The sequence below is a fragment of the Streptomyces tateyamensis genome, from assembly GCF_003205575.1.
In the GTDB taxonomy this organism is placed as follows: Bacteria; Actinomycetota; Actinomycetes; order Streptomycetales; family Streptomycetaceae; genus Kitasatospora; species Kitasatospora tateyamensis.
Genome location: NZ_PYBW01000151.1, coordinates 1 through 16,533, shown reverse-complemented (window position 1 = coordinate 16,533; position 16,533 = coordinate 1). Strand labels below are relative to the sequence as shown.

Sequence of the window (16,533 nt, the reverse complement as noted above, 5' to 3'; positions counted from 1 at the left end):
ACCACCCACCGGCCGGCCCCTTTTCTCCTCGCCCCCAGGGAGCCCCCATGACCACCCGCACCGTACTGGCGGCCGCGGCCGTCGGCGCCTGCGCGCTCGGCGCGGCCCTGCTGCTACCCCCCGGCAGCTCCGCCTCGGCCGCGAACCCGCTTTCCTGCAACGTCAGTTATGCCGCCAACGACTGGGGCAGCGGGTTCACCGCCAACCTGACGATCACCGACACCGGCAGCACCGCGATCAACGGCTGGACCCTCGGCTACAGCTACGCCGGCAACCAGACCCTCACCAACGGCTGGAACGGCAACTGGACCCAGACCGGCAAGAACGTCACCGTCACCAACCCCAGCTACGCCACCACCATCAACCCCGGCACCAGCTACACCACCAGCGCCAACTTCAACTACAGCGGCACCAACACCGCCCCCACCACCTTCACCATCAACGGGACGCCGTGCGGTCCGCAGTCCTCGCCGTCCCCCAGCCCGTCCCCCAGCCCGTCCTCGAGCCCGACGCCCACTCCGACGCCGAGCCCGACCCCCACCCCCACCCCGACACCCACCCCGACCGGCACCCCCTCCCCCGGCGGTCCGGCGCCCGCGCTGCACGTCGCGGGCAACCAGCTGGTGGACCCGGCCGGCCACACCGTCACCCTGCACGGCGCCAACCGCTCCGGCGCCGAGTTCGCCTGCGTCCAGGGCACCGGCATCTTCGACGGCCCGGTGGACCAGGCCTCGGTCGACGCGATGAAGAGCTGGCACCTCAAGGCGGTCCGGATCCCGCTCAACGAGGACTGCTGGCTGGGCCTGTCGAACGTGCCGGCCGCCTACGCGGGCTCCACCTACATCAACGCGATCAAGTCCTACGTCGCGCTGCTGCACCAGAACGGCCTCAACACCATCCTCGACCTGCACTGGACCGACGGCGTCTACACCGGCAACTCCTCCGGCTGCGCGAGCGCCACCGCGACCTGCCAGAAGCCGATGCCGGACGCCGCCAACGCGATCCCGTTCTGGTCCTCGGTGGCCACCGCCTTCAAGGGCGACAACGCCACCCTGTTCGACCTGTTCAACGAGCCCTACGCCTCCCGGGCCACCGGCTCCGACGCCTCCGGCTGGGCCTGCTGGCGCGACGGCGGCAACTGCCCGGGCATCTCCTACCAGGTGGCCGGCATGCAGGCCATGGTCAACGCGGTGCGCGGGGCCGGCGCGACCAACGTGCTGCTGCTCGGCGGCGAGGAGTACTCCAACGAGCTGACCTCCTGGCTGGCCTACCAGCCCACCGATCCGCTGCACGACCTGGCCGCCTCCTGGCACTCGTACAACTTCAACACCTGCTCCTCGTCGAGCTGCTGGGACAGCCAGCTCGCCCCGGTCGCGGCCGCCGTGCCCGTGGTGACCGGCGAGCTGGGCGAGAACGACTGCGCCCACGGGTACCTGGACTCGCTGCTGCCCTGGCTGGACCAGCACGGGATCTCCTACCTCGGCTGGACCTGGAACACCTGGAACTGCTCCACCGGCCCCGCCCTGATCTCCGCCTACGACGGCACCCCCACCGCCTTCGGCGCGGGCTACAAGGCCCACCTGGCCGCCCTCGGCTGATCCGCCACCCACCGCTGCACCGAAAAGAATGACGGCCCGTCAACTCCTACGACGGAGTTGGCGGGCCGTCATGCCGCCGAGCGGCCCGAGCGTTCAACCCGACCGGGCGACCGCCTGCGAGCGGTAGCGGACGGTGCGGCCCTCCCAGTCGATATAGCCGGCCACCACGGCCATCAGGCCCTCGACGTAGCGCTGGGCGTCCCGGACCTGGTCCGCCGTGAGCTGCAAGGCGCGGTAGGTCCGGGGGAGCTCCTCACGCAGCTCGGCGAGCCGGTCGGCCTGCTCCTGCACCTCGGCGATAGCCACGGCGCTGGCCTCGCTCAGCGTGCAGCCGCGCTCGCGCTGAACCACCAGCACCAGGTTGGCCACGTCCCCGCGGCGCACCTCCTGCGGGTAGGAGTGCACGTCGTTGCTGAGCGGTGCGATGTCGGCGGCCAGTTGGCGCACCTCGCGCAGCGCCGGGCTGTGGAAGGCGGTCGGGCAGACCTCGAACCGGCCCACCCGCTCGACCATGTCGAGCACCGTCTCCATGGCCGAGGTGCCCCGGCGCAGGAACAGGAAGGTCGTCCGGCCCGGGGCCTCGGCCGTCAGCCGGCTGGCCGCCTCGGCCGGGTGGCTGGCGAAGTAGGCCTCCCAGTTGTAGGCGGCCCGGGCCACCCAGCGCGGTGACATGACCTGCCGGATCCGCCACCAGATGGACTCGAACCCCTGCACGCAGGGCGAGTCGGCCGGCGCGGCGCTGCCGTGCAGCACCCCGATCAGCTGGTCGCAGAGCTCGGTGCTGCCGGCCGGCCGGCGGCCGCGCACTCCGTCGAACTCGTCGTCGAAGACGAAGTAGAAGCCCATCAGGTCGGTGGCAAGGGCCAGGTCCTCGGCATCACCGTCCGGGTAGGTGAGCGCCGCCAGGTCCGGTATCTCCCAGCGGGCGTAGGAGTCGGGAGTCATCCGGCTGCCCAGCATCCGGAACTCTTCCATCCAGCGTCGGTGATGGGCCTCGGCAGTTGCTCGGTGGGGATTGCGGCGGTAGGGGTAGTGCACGTCGAGGGTCATCGCATCGAACATCGGACTCCTGAAGGGTGGCGCATTAGGCGCACGTCGGCACCTGCGACCGCCCCGTCCCGGTCGGCGCCGCGTTCGCGACGACGGACGGAGCGGGTCTCCCCCGCAGCGCCCTCGGATAGAACTGATGTCGCATGGCGTTCCCCGTGCACCGCTACTTGAATCATCATCAGATGACGGACCTGCACAAACCCGGTACCGAGCGGCCGCGACGGAGATAACCTCGAACCGGAACACAAGGCGTAGCGGCAGAGGGGACCGAGGGTGACCGAGAACCGGAGCGAGGAGGCGGGGTATCGGGCGGGCCCGACCGAATCGGCGAAGGGCCGCCTCTACGAGCGCGAGGCCGCGATCCAGACCGCGCAGCAGGCGATCGACCTGTTGCGGGTGCGGTACGCGGCCGGCGGCGTCCAGCTCGGCTCGCTGCTCCTGTACAGCGGCAAGGCCGGCATGGGCAAGACCAGCATGTTGCAGCAGATCCGGGCACTGGCGGGCAGCCAAGGCCTCACCGTGCTGAGCGGGCGGGCCGCCGAGCAGCGCACCAACGAGCCGTTCTACCTGCTGCGCCAACTCCTGCTCGGCGAGTTGCTCGCACTGCCCGGTGACAAGCTCTCCGAGGTGCTCGGCCCGTGGCGCGCGGTGGCCGGCCCCGCCCTCGGCCTGGTGCCGCCCACCGGCGAGGACCTCGACCCGCAGAGCGTGCAACAGGGCCTGGACGTGGTGATGACCCAACTGGCCCGGTTCCAGGCGCCCTTGGTGATGCTGGTCGACGACCTGCAGTGGGCGGACCCGGAGTCGATGGTCTGGCTGGAGTCGCTGGCGGTGCGCTGCCCCGAACTGCCGCTGCTGCTCGCCATCGCCTGGCGACCGGGCGAACTCCCGGAGGGGTTCCGCGGGTTCCGGTCACTGGTGGCCAACAAGTCTCACCAGCACCTGGAGTTCCAGGGCCTCACGCCGCAGACCGTCGGCAAGCTGGTCCGGGCCGAGTTCCAGGACGCCGAGGACTCCTTCACCCGCCAGGTCTGGGCCGTCACCGACGGGAACCCGTTCCTGGTCAGCGGCCTGCTGCGGAAGGTCCGGGAGAGCGGCATCACCCCGGTCCACGAGAACGTGCCGCTGCTGCACGACCTGGCGGCCGACGCCCAGGGCATGGACAGCGCCTACTGGATGGGCAAACTGACCCTCACCACCCTCAAGTTCGCCCAGGCCGCAGCGATGCTCGGGACCGAGATCCTGCCCCGGGTGGCCGCCCGGATCGCCGTGATCAGCCCGGCTGCCGCCACCGACGCGATCGCTGAACTCCGCCGCCACCAGGTGCTGGTCGGCCCGGCGGACGGTCCGCTGGAGTTCGTCCACCCACTGCTGGCCACCTCGCTCTACAAGTCCATCCGACCCGCCACCTGCACCGCGATGCACGGCAAGGCCGCGGTCGAGCTGGAGATCGCCGGGCGGCCGCTGGTCGAGTCCTCCCGCCACCTGCTGGAGACCCATCCGGACAACGACCTCGAAGTGGTGGCCAAGCTGCGCCGGGCGGCCCGCGAGCACCTGGCGGTCGGTGCACCGGCCGCCGCGGTGCGCTGTCTGGAGCGCGCACTGGAGGAGCCGCCGGAGGACGAGTTCCGCGCCCAGGTGATCTACGAACTGGCCTGCGCCACGCTGCTCACCGACCCGGTCGCCACCGCGAACCAGATGCAGCTGGCACTGGACACCGTCCCCGGCCTGCCGGCCGACCTGCGGGTGGACGCCGCGTTCCGGCTCTCCGAGGTGCTGGCGCACAGCGGCCAGGTCAGCGAGGCGACCGAACTGACCCAGTTCGAGGCGGAGCAGACCGAACCGGGCCCGGGCCGGACCAGGCTGCAGGTCGCGCACTTCATCTGGGCGGCCTTCCAGCGCGACGAGGCCGACGGCCGCGGCCGCTCGGCCCGACTGGCCGAGCTGACCGCCGGGTTGACCGGGGACGACGTCAACGCCCGGGCCGCGCGGGCAGTCCAGGCCTGGGACCTGACCCTGCAGGGCGCCAACGTCACCCAGGTGCAGGCGCTGCTCGACTCGGTGCTGGACCAGGGCCGGCTGCCCGTCGAGCTCGGCTGGACCACCAACGCGTGGGGCCTGGAACTGCCCGGCATCATCGCGCTGGCCCACATCTACACCGACCGGCTGGACCGCGCCGAGCAGTTGATCGACGAGGCGATCTGGGCGTTCGGCGTGGCCGGTTGGGAGGGCGGCCACCTGGGCATCGCGATCTTCCTGATGGGCCTGGCGAAGTTCCGCCGCGGCGCGCTGGCCGAGGCCGAGGTGGAGCTGCGCAACGCCCTGCGGATCGCCCGCCGGCTGGGCAGCGGCCTGCCGCTGCAGTGGGACGCGGTCGGCGTGCTGGCCGACACCCTGCTCGCCCGCGGCCGCACCGAGGAGGCCTGGAAGCTGGCGGCCGACTACTCCTTCGCCCCGCCCTACCACCCCAGCGCCATGGTGCTGCCGGACGCGGCCACCCTCTACGGCAAGCTGCTGCTCGCCCAGCAGGACCGGGCAGCGGCCGCCGAGGTGCTGCAGGGGGTGGGCAGCCAGCTCTCCGCGCGCGGCTGGCACAACCCCATCTGGGCGCCCTGGGCCGGCCACCTCGCCCAGGCGCTGCGCCCGAGGAGGCGGTGCGGATCGCCGAGCGGAACGTGCAGCGGGCCCGGACGTACGGGGTCGGGTCGGCGATCGGCAGCGCGCTGCGGATGAACGCCGCCGTGGTCGGCGGCCAGCAGGCGGTGGAGCTGCTCTCCGAGGCCGTCACGGTGCTGGGCACCACCCCCGCCGCCTACGAGCACGCCCGCGCGCTGGTCGACTACGGGGCCGCGCTGCGCCGGGTCGGGCGCCTGATGGAGGCCACCGAGCAGCTGCACCAGGGCATGGAGGCGGCCGTGGTGTGCAACGCAGACGGGCTGGTGAGCCAGGCCCGGCACGAGCTGAACGCCTCCGGCCTGCGCCCCGGCCGCCCGCTCGGCACCGAGCGCAACGCGCTGAGCCGGGCCGAGTACCGGGTAGCCGAGCTGACGGTCAAAGGACTGACGCCCAGTCAGATCGCGGAACGGCTGGAGGTCCCGGTCAGTCTGATCCAGCGTCGGCTCGCCGCGGTGCACCGTAAGACGGGCACCGACGTGGAGGGCCTGGCCGCCGCGCTCGACCTGCCGGTGGATCGTCCCACCGACGCCCCTGAGGAGGCCTGAGGCACCGCCTGCCCCTCGCGCTCAGGACGGCGCGGCCCGGCACCCCCCGCAGGCCCGCAGTGGACCCCAGGGGTCCTCCAGCCGGTCCAGGCCCGGGGGGTGCGGCAGGTCGGCGGCCAGCCGGCGCAGTTCGGCCAGCGCCGAGCGGGCCGTCGCCCGCGGGGTGCGCGGGTCGCGGTACACCTCGTACAGGGCGTGGCTCGGACCGTGCATCAGCTCCCACTCCTGCTCGGTGTGGAACTGCACCTCGAAGACCGCCCGCCGGTGCGGCTCCTCGCCCACCAGGTGCAGGCCCTTGTAGCGGGAGCCGGGCAGGTAGTAGTGCCGGGCGGCGAGGAAGGCGATGCCTTGGGCGCCGGCCCGCGAGATGAACTCCGCGGCAGCCGGCACGAGGGCCTGCGCCGCGGTGACCCGCAGGGTGTAGCGGAGCACGTCGGTGACCCGCAGCGCGGCCGCCGCCGGGGTGCAGGCGTGCTTCACGCCGAGCCGGCGCACCTTCTCGCAGGTGCCGGGCACGCTCTTGACCCGCTGGTCGAGCCCGGCGGGCTCAGCGTCGGCCGGACAGCAGGCGAGCAGGGCCGCGGTCACCGCGGGCTCGCCGTCCAGCAGCGGACCCAGCCGCCCGGCGGCGTGCCAGCAGGCGGGCGCGCCGTAGCCGGCCACCAGCGCGGCCGGCTCGAACGGGGCCCATCGCGGTCGGGGCAGCCCGGCGGAGCGGGTCGGCCGCAGCGCCTTCAGGGCGGCCACCGCCTCCGGCTCCCCCACGCAGCTGTACGTCCCGTCAGGCCCGGCACGGCACACGCGAATCCCTCCCCGGTGCCGCCCCCTGTCGCGCCCGGTGCGCACACGGCCTCTTCGCCCGGCTTACCAGGGCTGTGGCGGTCCAGGCAACGGGCCCGGGCCGCCGGCGCCCGACTCCCCGTCAAGCCGACTCGCGCACCACCAACTCGGTGGCCAGCACCACCTGCCGCCTGGCCCGACCCGGGTCGGCGATCTCCTCCAGCAGCAGGCGGGCCATGGTGCGGCCCATCTCCTCGATCGGCTGGCGCACGCTGGTCATCGCCGGGTCGGTGTGCCGGGCCACGATCGAGTCGTCGAAGCCGATCAGCGCCACGTCGTCCGGCACCCGCCGCCCGGCCGCCCGCAGTTCCTGCAGCGCACCGGCGGCCAGCACGTCGGAGGCACAGAACACCGCATCCAACTCGGGCACCCGGGCCAGCAGTTCACGCATCGCCGCGCGCCCGCCCTGCTCGGTGAAGTCGGCCAGCCCGACCAGCTCCTCGCGGTACTGCCGCCCCGCCTCCTCCAGCGCGGCCCGGTACCCGCCCAGCCGCGCCTGCGCGACCTCCATGTCCAGCGGGCCGGTGATGGTGGCGATCCGGTGGCAGCCCCGGCGCAGCAAGTGTCGCACCGCCATCCGGGCACCGCCCGCGTTGTCGGCGGCCACGTAGCTCAGCGGCTCCTGGTCGCCGCGCCGGCCGGCCAGCACCGAGGGGATCCGCAGGTCCTCCAGCACGGTAGGCAGCGGGTCGTCCCGGTGTACGGCGACCAGCAGCACGCCGTCCACCCGCTGGGCCCGCAGGTAGGCCGACAAGCGGTCCCGCTCGCGCTGGTTGCGTACCAGGACCAGCAGCAACTGCATGTCGCCGTCGGCGAGTTCGGCGGAGACACCGCTGATGATGTCGGAGAAGTAGGGCTCCGAGAACAGCCGGGTCTCGGCCTCGGGGACCACCAGGGCGATCGCGTCGGTGCGCGAGGTGACCAGGGTGCGGGCGGCCCGGTTGGGAACGTAGCCGAGCTCGGCCACCGCCTGCTCCACGGCGGCCTTGGCCTTCTCGCTGACCCGCGGCGAGCCGTTGATCACCCGCGAGACGGTGCCGCGACCGACCCCGGCCAGCGCGGCGACCTCCTCCAAGGTCGGCCGACCGGGGCCGCGGCGCTCCTCCGGGCCGGTCAGGGCCCCTGGCGGGCGGTGTGCGGTGGAGCTCATGGTCACCTCGGTGAGCGGTCGGGTGGGCGGGGACGAGCGGGCACAGGGAGCGCCGTGGGGACGCGGTCATTCTGACAGGTGCCGGACCGGGCAGGACACGCTGCGGTTACACCCTCGACTTCCCCCCTTGACACCGGGGGCCGGGAGGCAGGAACCTTCCGGCAGGCCGCAAATGGGAGCGCTCCCACTGTTACACCCGCTGAGCGTACCCGACCACCCCCTCCAGGAGCCCACCTTGAACCTGTCCGAGACCACTCGCCCGCGCAGATCCGCCCTGCTCTGCGCGGCCGTGCTCGCCAGCACGGCGCTGCTGGCCACCGCCTGTTCCAGCAGCGGGTCCAGCTCCAGCGGCGACGCCGGCTCCTCGGCCGGCAGCGCCAAGATCACCCTGACCGTCGGCGACTTCGGCACCTTCGGCTACAAGGAGGCCGGCCTGTTCGACGCCTACATGGCCGCGCACCCGAACATCACGATCAAGGAGGACACCACCACCGGCGAGGCGGACTACTGGACCGCGCTGCAGACCCACCTGTCCGGCGGCGGCCTCGACGACGTGCAGGCGCTGGAGGTCGGCCGCATCGCGCTGGCCACCTCGGACGCGCTGAGCAACAGCTTCGAGGACCTGTCCAAGGTCAAGGGCGTCAACAAGGGCGACTACCTGCCGTGGAAGTGGCAGCAGGCCACCACCCAGGACGGCCGCACCATCGGCCTGGGCACCGACGTCGGCCCGATGGCCATCTGCTACCGCCAGGACCTGTTCCAGCAGGCCGGCCTGCCCGCCGACCCGGCCGCGGTGACGGCGCTCTGGGCCGGCGACTGGGCCAAGTTCGTCCAGGTCGGCAAGGAGTACCAGGCCAAGGCGCCCAAGGGCACCTTCTTCATGGACTCGGCCACCGGCATGTTCAACGGCGTGGTCTCCTCCTCGACCAGCCAGTACTACAAGGGCGGCAAGCTGGACTACAAGAACTCCCCCAGCGTGAAGACCGCCTGGGACCTGGCGATGCAGGCCGACGCGGCCGGCGAGTCCGCCGGGCTCAAGGAGTTCGACACGCCGTGGCAGACCGCCTTCGCCAACTCCAGCTTCGCCACCACGGTCTGCCCGTCCTGGCAGCAGGCCAACATCCAGAAGTTCTCCGGTGACGCCAACAGCGGCAAGTGGAACATCGCCCAGGCGCCGGCGGCCGGCAACTGGGGCGGCTCGTTCCTGGCGGTGCCCAGCGCCGGCAAGCACAAGGCCGAGGCCGAGGCGCTGGTGGCCTGGCTGACCGCGCCCGAGCAGCAGGCCAAGGTGTTCCAGAAGGTCGGCAACATCCCGTCCAACCAGGGCGCCTACTCGCTGACCGCGGTCACCGACTTCAAGAACCCGTACATCGGCCCGAACGCGCCCACCGGCCAGATCTTCTCGACCGCCGCCAAGGCGATCCAGCCGGCCGAGACCGGCCCGCACGCCGGTGACCTGCAGAGCGACTTCAGCAACGGGATCCTGCTGGTCGAGCAGAACCACAAGAGCGCGACCGACGCCTGGAACACCACCGTCCAGCAGATCGACAGCAGCGTCCAGTAAGCCGCTCGGGGCCGGCGCCAACCGCGCCGGCCCCGGCCCACACCCCCTTCAAGGAGCCACCCCGTGGCCACCTCCACCACCGCCACCGGCCGGGCTGCCGGGCCGCGGCCGGCAGGCACCGCCGACCCCGGGCCCACCCCCCGGCGCCAGCGGCTGCGCACCCTGCTCTACCGCCTGGACAGCAAGGGCTCGCCCTACCTCCTGGTCGCACCGTTCTTCCTGGTCTTCGCCGCCTTCGGGCTCTACCCGCTGCTCTACACCGGCTGGCTCTCGCTGCACAAGGTGAGCCTCTACAACGTCAACAACTCGCAGTGGGTGGGCCTGCAGAACTACTCCGACCTGTTCAGCGGCTCGCTCAGCCGGTTCTTCTGGAACGCGCTGGGCAACACCCTGACCCTGGGCCTGCTCTCCACCGTTCCGCAGCTGGTGATGGCGCTGGGCCTGGCCCACCTGCTCAACTACAAGCTGCGCGGCCGGACCTTCCTGCGCACCGCGCTGCTGGCGCCGTACGCCACCTCGGTGGCCGCGGCCACCCTGGTCTTCGCGCTGATCTTCAGCCCGGAGGGCGGCATGGCCAACTGGGTGCTGCACCTGTTCGGCATCGGCCCGCTCAACTGGGAGGCCGGCCACTGGAGCTCGCAGTTCGCCATCGCACTGATCGTCACCTGGCGGTGGACCGGCTACAACGCGCTGATCTACCTGGCGGCGATGCAGGCGGTCCCGGGCGACCTGTACGAGGCGGCGGCCATCGACGGGGCCAACCGCCTGCGCCAGTTCTGGCACGTCACGGTGCCGGCGCTGCGCCCGACCATCCTGTTCACCGCCGTGGTCTCCACCATCGGTGCCACCCAGCTGTTCGGCGAGCCCTTCCTGTTCGGCGGCCAGAGCGGCCACCAGGGCGGCGCCGACAACCAGTACGAGACCCTCGGCGTGCTGATGTACGACCAGGGCTTCCGCCACAGCATGCTCGGCCGGGCCAGCGCGATCGCCTGGAGCATGTTCGCGCTGCTCCTGCTGCTCGGCCTGGTCAACACCCTGATCGCCCGGAGGCTGCGCCGTGACTGACCGTCAGAGGACCCGCCGGGCCGGTCGCACCCACCACGCGGGCCCGGTCACCTACCTGGTCCTCGGCCTGGTGGCGGTGGCCTCGCTCTTCCCGCTCTACTGGACCCTGGTGGCGGCCTCCAGCGACGCCCACCGGGTGGTCCAGTCCCCGCCGCCGCTGCTGCCGGGCAGCAACCTGTTCAAGAACCTGGCCTACGTCTGGCACAACGCCGGCGGGCGCGGCATGGGCGTGGCCCTGCTCAACTCGACCCTGGTGGCCGGCTCGGTCACCATCGGCACGGTCGCCTTCTCGCTGCTGGCCGGCTTCGCCTTCGCCAAGCTGCGGTTCGCCGGGCGCGGGGTGCTGATGGGCCTGGTGGTGGCCACCCTGGCGGTGCCCGCGCAGCTGAGCGTGGTGCCGCTGTTCATCCTGATGAAGCGGCTCGGGCTGGCCAACCACCTGACCGCGCTGATCCTGCCCACCCTGGTGACCGCCTTCGGCGTCTTCTTCATGCGCCAGTTCCTGGTCCAGGCACTGCCGACCGAACTGCTGGAGGCGGCCCGTACCGACGGGGCCAACTCGCTGCGGATCGTCTGGCATGTCGTGGTGCCGATCGCTCGCCCCGCGATGGCGGTTCTGGGCATGCTGACCTTCGTGCAGTCCTGGAACGACTTCCTGTGGCCGATCATCGCGATGAACGGCGCCACCAACCCGACCGTGCAGGTCGCGCTGGCGGGCCTGGGCACCGGCTGGTCCACCGACTGGTCGGTGATCATGGCCGGGGCGCTGATCGGCACCCTGCCGCTGCTGCTGGTCTTCCTCCTCTTCGGCCGGCACATCGTCGGCGGCATCACCCAGGGCGCCGTCAAGGGCTGACCCCTCCTCCTCCACCCCCTCTTCGCCATGGGAGCGCTCCATCCATGACTCTGGTATCCCCTGCCACCGATCTCCTCACCTTTCCGCCCGGCTTCCTCTGGGGCACGGCCACCGCCGCGTACCAGATCGAGGGCGCGGTGCGGGAGGACGGCCGGACCCCCTCGATCTGGGACACCTTCAGCCACACACCTGGCAAGGTGCACGCCGGCGACACCGGTGACCTGGCCTGCGACCACTACCACCGGTACCCCGAGGACATCGCGCTGATGGCCGAACTCGGCGTGCAGGCCTACCGGTTCTCGCTCTCCTGGTCCCGGGTGCAGCCCACCGGGCGGGGCCCGGCCGTCGAGCGCGGCCTGGACTTCTACCGCCGGCTCACCGACCAACTGCTGGCCGCCGGCATCCAGCCGGTCGCCACCCTCTACCACTGGGACCTGCCGCAGGACCTTGAGGACCTGGGCGGCTGGCCGGCCCGGAAGACCGCCGAGCGGTTCGGCGAGTACGCGGCGCTGGCGGCCGAAGCCCTCGGCGACCGGATCGCGGTGTGGACCACGCTCAACGAGCCGTGGTGCTCCGCCTTCCTCGGCTACGGCTCGGGCGTGCACGCCCCCGGCCGCACCGACCCGCGCGACGCGCTGCGCGCCGCCCACCACCTCAACCTGGGCCACGGCCGCGCGGTGGCCGCCCTGCGCGCCGCCCTGCCGGGCTCCGCCCGGATCGCGGTCAGCCTGAACCTGCACCAGGTCCGCCCGCTCACCCGCTCCCCCGCCGACCTGGACGCGGCCCGCCGGATCGACGCGGTCGGCAACCGGATCTTCACCGGCCCGATGTTGCACGGCGGTTACCCCGAGGACCTGCGCGCCGACACCGCCCACCTGGTGGACTGGGACGAACTGGTCCACTCCGGCGACGAGGCAGCGATCGGCGCACCGATCGACCTGCTGGGCATCAACTACTACACGCCCACCCTGGTCTCGGCGGCCGCGCCCGGCACCACGCCGGGCGAGGCGGCCCGGCACGACGCGCACGGCAACAGCGCGTCCTCGCCCTGGCCGGGTTCGGAGGCGGTGCAGTTCCACCTGCCGCCGGGCGACACCACCGCGATGGGCTGGGCGATCGACCCCTCGGGCCTGTACGACCTGATCACCGAGACCAGCCGGGCCAACCCGGGCCTGCCGCTGCTGATCACCGAGAACGGCGCGGCCTTCGAGGACGAGCTGACCGCCGAGGGCGAGGTCCACGACCAGGACCGGATCGCCTACCTGCAGAGCCACCTGGCCGCCGTGCACCGCGCGATCGCCGACGGGGCGGACGTGCGCGGCTACTTCCTCTGGTCGCTGCTGGACAACTTCGAGTGGTCCTACGGCTACGCCAAGCGGTTCGGCGCGGTGTACGTGGACTACAAGTCGCAGCAGCGCACCCCCAAGGCCAGCGCGCACTGGTACGGGCGCGCGGCCAGGCTGGGCGCGATCCCCGTGAGCTGATCCGCGGGTGGGCACGGCTCGCACCGTGCCCACCCGTCAGTCGAGATCAGCCAGCGTGTCGGTCAACCAGCCGATCCAGAACCGCTCCAGCTCCAGGCCCGCACTGAGCACCCGGTGCTGCAGGCGGTTCTCGGTGCCGGCCCGCTCGGGCGGGAAGTCGCGCTGCTCGATCTCCTGGTACTGCGCCAGCTGACGCCGGTGCAGCTCCAGGTGGCGGGCCAGCTCCTCGCGCAGGCCGTGGCTGCCGACCACCGCGGCGGCCCGCAGCCGCAGCACCAGGGCGTCCCGCATCGGCTTGGGGTCCTGCGGCTCGGCCACCCAGCCGGTCAGCTCCGCCCGGCCGGCCGGGAGCACCTCGTACTCCTTGCGCCGCCCCCGGCTCGGCGGTTGCGGCAGGGCCCGGATCCGGCCGGCCGTCTCCAGTCGGCCGAGCTCCCGGTAGATCTGCTGGTGGGTGGCCGGCCAGAAGAAGCCGATCGACCTGTCGAACCGCCGGGTCAGCTCCAACCCCGAGGAGGGCTTCTCCAACAGGGCGGTGAGGATGGCGTGCGGCAGCGACATCGGAGCAGTTTAGAGGCTGGCCGCGAGCCGGGTGCCCTGGTCGATGGCGCGCTTGGCGTCCAGTTCGGCCGCCACGTCCGCGCCGCCGATCAGGTGCGGCTCGATGCCGTGGGCCCGCAGCGCCTCCACCAGGTCGCGGCGCGGCTCCTGGCCGGCGCAGAGCACCACGGTGTCCACCGCGAGCAGCTGCGGCTCGCCGTCCACGGTGACGTGCAGGCCGGCGTCGTCGATCCGCTGGTAGCCGACCCCGGCCACCATGGCCACGCCGCGGTGCTTGAGCTCGGTGCGGTGGATCCAGCCGGTGGTCTTGCCCAGGCCCGCGCCGACCTTGCTGGTCTTGCGCTGCAGCAGGTGCACCGAGCGCGGCGCGGCGGCCCGCACCGGCGGCACCAGGCCGCCGGGGGTGGTGTGCTCGGTGTCCACGCCCCACTGCTCGAAGAAGACGGCCGGGTCCTGGCTGGCGCCCTTGCCCGGGTCGGTGAGGTACTCGGCCACGTCGAAGCCGATCCCGCCGGCACCGATGATCGCCACCCGCTCGCCGACCGGCGCCTTGTCGCGCAGCACGTCCAGGTAGGTCAGCACGCTCGGGTGGTCGCTGCCGGGGATGTCGGCGGCGCGCGGGGTGACGCCGGTGGCCAGCACCACCTCGTCGAAGGCCTCGGCGGCCAGCTGATCGGCCGTCACCAGGGCGCCGAGCCGCAGCTCGACCCGGTGCTCGGCCAGCTGGTGGCGGTAGTAGCGCAGGGTCTCGTTGAACTCCTCCTTGCCGGGGACCTGGCGGGCGATGTTGAGCTGTCCGCCGATCTCCTCGGCCGCGTCGAACAGCGTCACCGCGTGGCCGCGCTCGGCGGCCGAGACGGCGAGGGCGAGCCCGGCCGGGCCGGCCCCCACCACGCCGATCCGCTTGCGCAGCCGGGTCGGCGCGAGCACCAGCTCGGTCTCGTGGCAGGCCCGCGGGTTGACCAGGCAGGAGGTGATCTTGAGGCTGAAGGTGTGGTCCAGGCAGGCCTGGTTGCAGCCGATGCAGGTGTTGACCGCCTCGGGGGTGCCGGCCGCGGCCTTGTTGACGAAGGCCGGGTCGGCCAGCAGCGGGCGGGCCATCGAGACCAGGTCGGCGTGGCCGTCGGCGAGCAGCTGCTCGGCCAGCTCGGGGGTGTTGATCCGGTTGCTGGTGACCAGCGGGACGGAGACCGCGCCCATCACCTTCTTGGTCACCCAGGCGAAGGCGCCGCGCGGCACCGAGGTGGCGATGGTGGGGATCCGGGCCTCGTGCCAGCCGATGCCGGTGTTGATGATGGTGGCGCCTGCCGCCTCGATCGCCTTGGCCAGCTCGATCACCTCGGGCAGCGTGGAGCCGCCGGGGACCAGGTCCAGCATGGAGAGCCGGTAGACGAGGATGAAGTCGGCGCCGACCCGCTCGCGGACCCGGCGCACGATCTCCACCGGGAAGCGCATCCGGTTGGCGTAGCTGCCGCCCCACTCGTCGGTGCGACGGTTGGTGGGGGCGGCGATGAACTCGTTGATCAGGTAGCCCTCGGAGCCCATGATCTCGACGCCGTCGTAGCCGGCCTGCTGGGCCAGCTCGGCGCAGCGGGCGAAGTCCTCGATGGTCTGCTCGACCTGCTCGGCGGTCAGCTCGTTCGGCGCGAAGGGGCTGATCGGCGCCTGCAGCGGGCTGGGCGCGACCAGCTGCGGGTGGTAGGCGTAGCGGCCGAAGTGCAGGATCTGCATCGCGATCCGGCCGCCCGCCGCGTGCACGGCGTCGGTGATGGTGCGGTGCTCGGCCACCTCGTGCTCGGTGGTCAGCTTGGCGCCGCCGTCCCAGGGGCGGCCGGCCTCGTTCGGGGCGATGCCGCCGGTGACGATCAGGCCGACGCCGCCCCGGGCGCGCTCGGCGTAGAACGCGGCCATCCGCTCGAAGCCGTCCGGCGCCTCCTCCAGGCCCACGTGCATCGAGCCCATGATCACCCGGTTGGGCAGCGTGGTGAAGCCCAGGTCCAGCGGGCTCAGCAGGTGGGGATAGGCGGACATGGCGGCTCCTCGCGACGGCTTGTTACCGAAGAGTAGGGGTCGCGGCGGGCTCTGTGCAACCAGTTTCAAAAGACGCCGACCCGCACCTGGTCGACTCGCCGGTCCCGCCACTGCGCACCAGTGCCGATCCCACTGTGTCACATGCAGATTGACTCCCTGTCATAGAATTAGTAAATAATTCAACGTCCACTGATCCTCGACGTAGGGAGTCATCGTGACCGTCCCTGTCATCTCCATCGCCTACCACTCCGGCCACGGCCACACCACGGTGCTCGCCGAGGCCGTGCAGGCCGGTGCCGCCGCCGCGGGCGCCACCGTGCACCTGATCAAGGTGGACGAGATCACCGACGCACAGTGGGAGCTGCTGGACGCCTCGGACGCCATCATCTTCGGCTCGCCGACCTACATGGGCACCGCGTCCGGCCAGTTCCACGTCTTCGGCGAGGCCACCTCCAAGCGCTGGTTCGCCCGGGCCTGGCTGGACAAGCTCGCGGCCGGCTTCACCAACTCCGGCGGCAAGAGCGGCGACAAGCTGCACACCCTGGAGTACTTCGCCATCCTGGCCGCCCAGCACGGCATGAGCTGGGTCAGCCTCGGCCTGATGCCGGGCTGGTACACCTCCGAGGGCACCGAGAACGACCTCAACCGGCTCGCCTTCAACCTCGGCGCCGCCGCCGCCACCAACGTCGACGAGGGCGTCGAGGGCGTGAACAAGGCAGACGTGGCCACCGCCGAGCACCTGGGCCGCCGGGTCGCCGAGCAGGCCCGGATCGTCCTGGCGGGCCGGGCGGCGCTCGCCTCCTGAGCCCGCTCGCCGACGGACACCCCCCGGGTGCCGCAGCACCGGGTGCTGCGGCACCCGGTGCTTGTTACGTTGCGTCCACCGCGACCTGCGGCGATCCACGGGGAGGTCGGGCATGCCCGCCGAGACACCGTCACCTGCTGCCACCCGCGGCGCCCGCCGGTGGCTGCCGCTGCTCGGTGCGCCGCTGGCCGCCGGGCCCGCGACCACCTTCCTGGCCGCCTTCCTGCTCAGCCCCGGCATCCCGGCCGCGGTCGCGCTGCTGGGCGAGCGGCGGGTGCTGAGGCCCCGTCAGGAGTTCCGCGCGCTGG

The 16,533-nt window shown here is 72.3% G+C and carries 14 protein-coding genes; 9 read left to right on the top strand and 5 right to left on the bottom strand.

The window, feature by feature from the left end:
* The first annotated feature begins 47 nt into the window (after window positions 1-47).
* A complete protein-coding gene (locus C7C46_RS30245) occupies window positions 48-1,598 on the top strand; it encodes a cellulase family glycosylhydrolase (protein WP_110673123.1) in 1,551 nt (516 codons plus the stop codon).
* Window positions 1,599-1,691: 93 nt separating this feature from the next.
* Here C7C46_RS30245 and C7C46_RS30240 read toward each other — a convergent pair whose 3' ends face one another.
* Window positions 1,692-2,660 carry a terpene synthase family protein gene (locus tag C7C46_RS30240; RefSeq protein WP_110673122.1) on the bottom strand — a complete coding sequence of 323 codons (969 nt, stop codon included), beginning with the start codon at window positions 2,658-2,660 and terminating at the stop codon, window positions 1,692-1,694.
* A gap of 261 nt (window positions 2,661-2,921) precedes the next feature.
* Between C7C46_RS30240 and C7C46_RS30235 the strand changes: the two genes are divergently transcribed.
* A complete protein-coding gene (locus C7C46_RS30235; RefSeq protein ID WP_110673121.1) occupies window positions 2,922-5,381 on the top strand; it encodes an ATP-binding protein in 2,460 nt (819 codons plus the stop codon).
* The gene (locus tag C7C46_RS30230; protein ID WP_110673120.1) at window positions 5,303-5,869 is read left to right on the top strand and encodes a helix-turn-helix transcriptional regulator; all 567 of its coding nucleotides are present in this window, start codon (window positions 5,303-5,305) and stop codon (window positions 5,867-5,869) included. Before C7C46_RS30235 ends, C7C46_RS30230 begins: the two co-directional genes overlap by 79 nt.
* A gap of 21 nt (window positions 5,870-5,890) precedes the next feature.
* Here C7C46_RS30230 and C7C46_RS30225 read toward each other — a convergent pair whose 3' ends face one another.
* Window positions 5,891-6,616, bottom strand: coding sequence for a hypothetical protein (locus C7C46_RS30225; protein WP_146259264.1), 726 nt, complete (start codon window positions 6,614-6,616; stop codon window positions 5,891-5,893).
* A gap of 175 nt (window positions 6,617-6,791) precedes the next feature.
* Window positions 6,792-7,859 carry a LacI family DNA-binding transcriptional regulator gene (locus C7C46_RS30220; RefSeq protein ID WP_110673118.1) on the bottom strand — a complete coding sequence of 356 codons (1,068 nt, stop codon included), beginning with the start codon at window positions 7,857-7,859 and terminating at the stop codon, window positions 6,792-6,794.
* A 235-nt stretch (window positions 7,860-8,094) separates the two neighbouring features.
* On the opposite strand from C7C46_RS30220, the gene C7C46_RS30215 reads away from it, so the two are divergent.
* The 4 genes from C7C46_RS30215 (at window position 8,095) to C7C46_RS30200 (ending at window position 12,828) form a co-directional block, all read left to right on the top strand.
* A complete protein-coding gene (locus tag C7C46_RS30215; RefSeq protein WP_245985191.1) occupies window positions 8,095-9,423 on the top strand; it encodes an ABC transporter substrate-binding protein in 1,329 nt (442 codons plus the stop codon).
* A gap of 63 nt (window positions 9,424-9,486) precedes the next feature.
* Window positions 9,487-10,488 carry a carbohydrate ABC transporter permease gene (locus C7C46_RS30210; RefSeq protein ID WP_110673117.1) on the top strand — a complete coding sequence of 334 codons (1,002 nt, stop codon included), beginning with the start codon at window positions 9,487-9,489 and terminating at the stop codon, window positions 10,486-10,488.
* Window positions 10,481-11,344, top strand: a complete 864-nt coding sequence (locus C7C46_RS30205) for a carbohydrate ABC transporter permease (RefSeq protein WP_110673116.1) — start codon at window positions 10,481-10,483, stop codon at window positions 11,342-11,344. The genes C7C46_RS30210 and C7C46_RS30205 overlap by 8 nt, the downstream gene beginning before the upstream one ends.
* A 44-nt stretch (window positions 11,345-11,388) precedes the next feature.
* Window positions 11,389-12,828 carry a GH1 family beta-glucosidase gene (locus tag C7C46_RS30200; RefSeq protein ID WP_110673115.1) on the top strand — a complete coding sequence of 480 codons (1,440 nt, stop codon included), beginning with the start codon at window positions 11,389-11,391 and terminating at the stop codon, window positions 12,826-12,828.
* A gap of 36 nt (window positions 12,829-12,864) precedes the next feature.
* Here the strand turns inward: C7C46_RS30200 and C7C46_RS30195 are convergent, their stop codons facing one another.
* Both C7C46_RS30195 and C7C46_RS30190 read right to left on the bottom strand, forming a co-directional pair.
* The gene (locus C7C46_RS30195) at window positions 12,865-13,389 is read right to left on the bottom strand and encodes a PadR family transcriptional regulator (protein WP_110673114.1); all 525 of its coding nucleotides are present in this window, start codon (window positions 13,387-13,389) and stop codon (window positions 12,865-12,867) included.
* A 9-nt stretch (window positions 13,390-13,398) separates the two neighbouring features.
* Entirely contained in the window at window positions 13,399-15,420 is a 2,022-nt protein-coding gene (locus C7C46_RS30190; protein ID WP_110673113.1) for an NADPH-dependent 2,4-dienoyl-CoA reductase, read from the bottom strand.
* Window positions 15,421-15,634: 214 nt separating this feature from the next.
* On the opposite strand from C7C46_RS30190, the gene C7C46_RS30185 reads away from it, so the two are divergent.
* Both C7C46_RS30185 and C7C46_RS30180 read left to right on the top strand, forming a co-directional pair.
* Window positions 15,635-16,225: a flavodoxin family protein gene (locus C7C46_RS30185; protein ID WP_110673112.1), complete on the top strand. Its 591-nt coding sequence runs from the start codon at window positions 15,635-15,637 to the stop codon at window positions 16,223-16,225.
* A gap of 112 nt (window positions 16,226-16,337) precedes the next feature.
* Window positions 16,338-16,533, top strand: a 196-nt coding sequence (locus C7C46_RS30180) for a hypothetical protein (RefSeq protein WP_146259263.1), incomplete at its 3' end; no start/stop codon positions are given.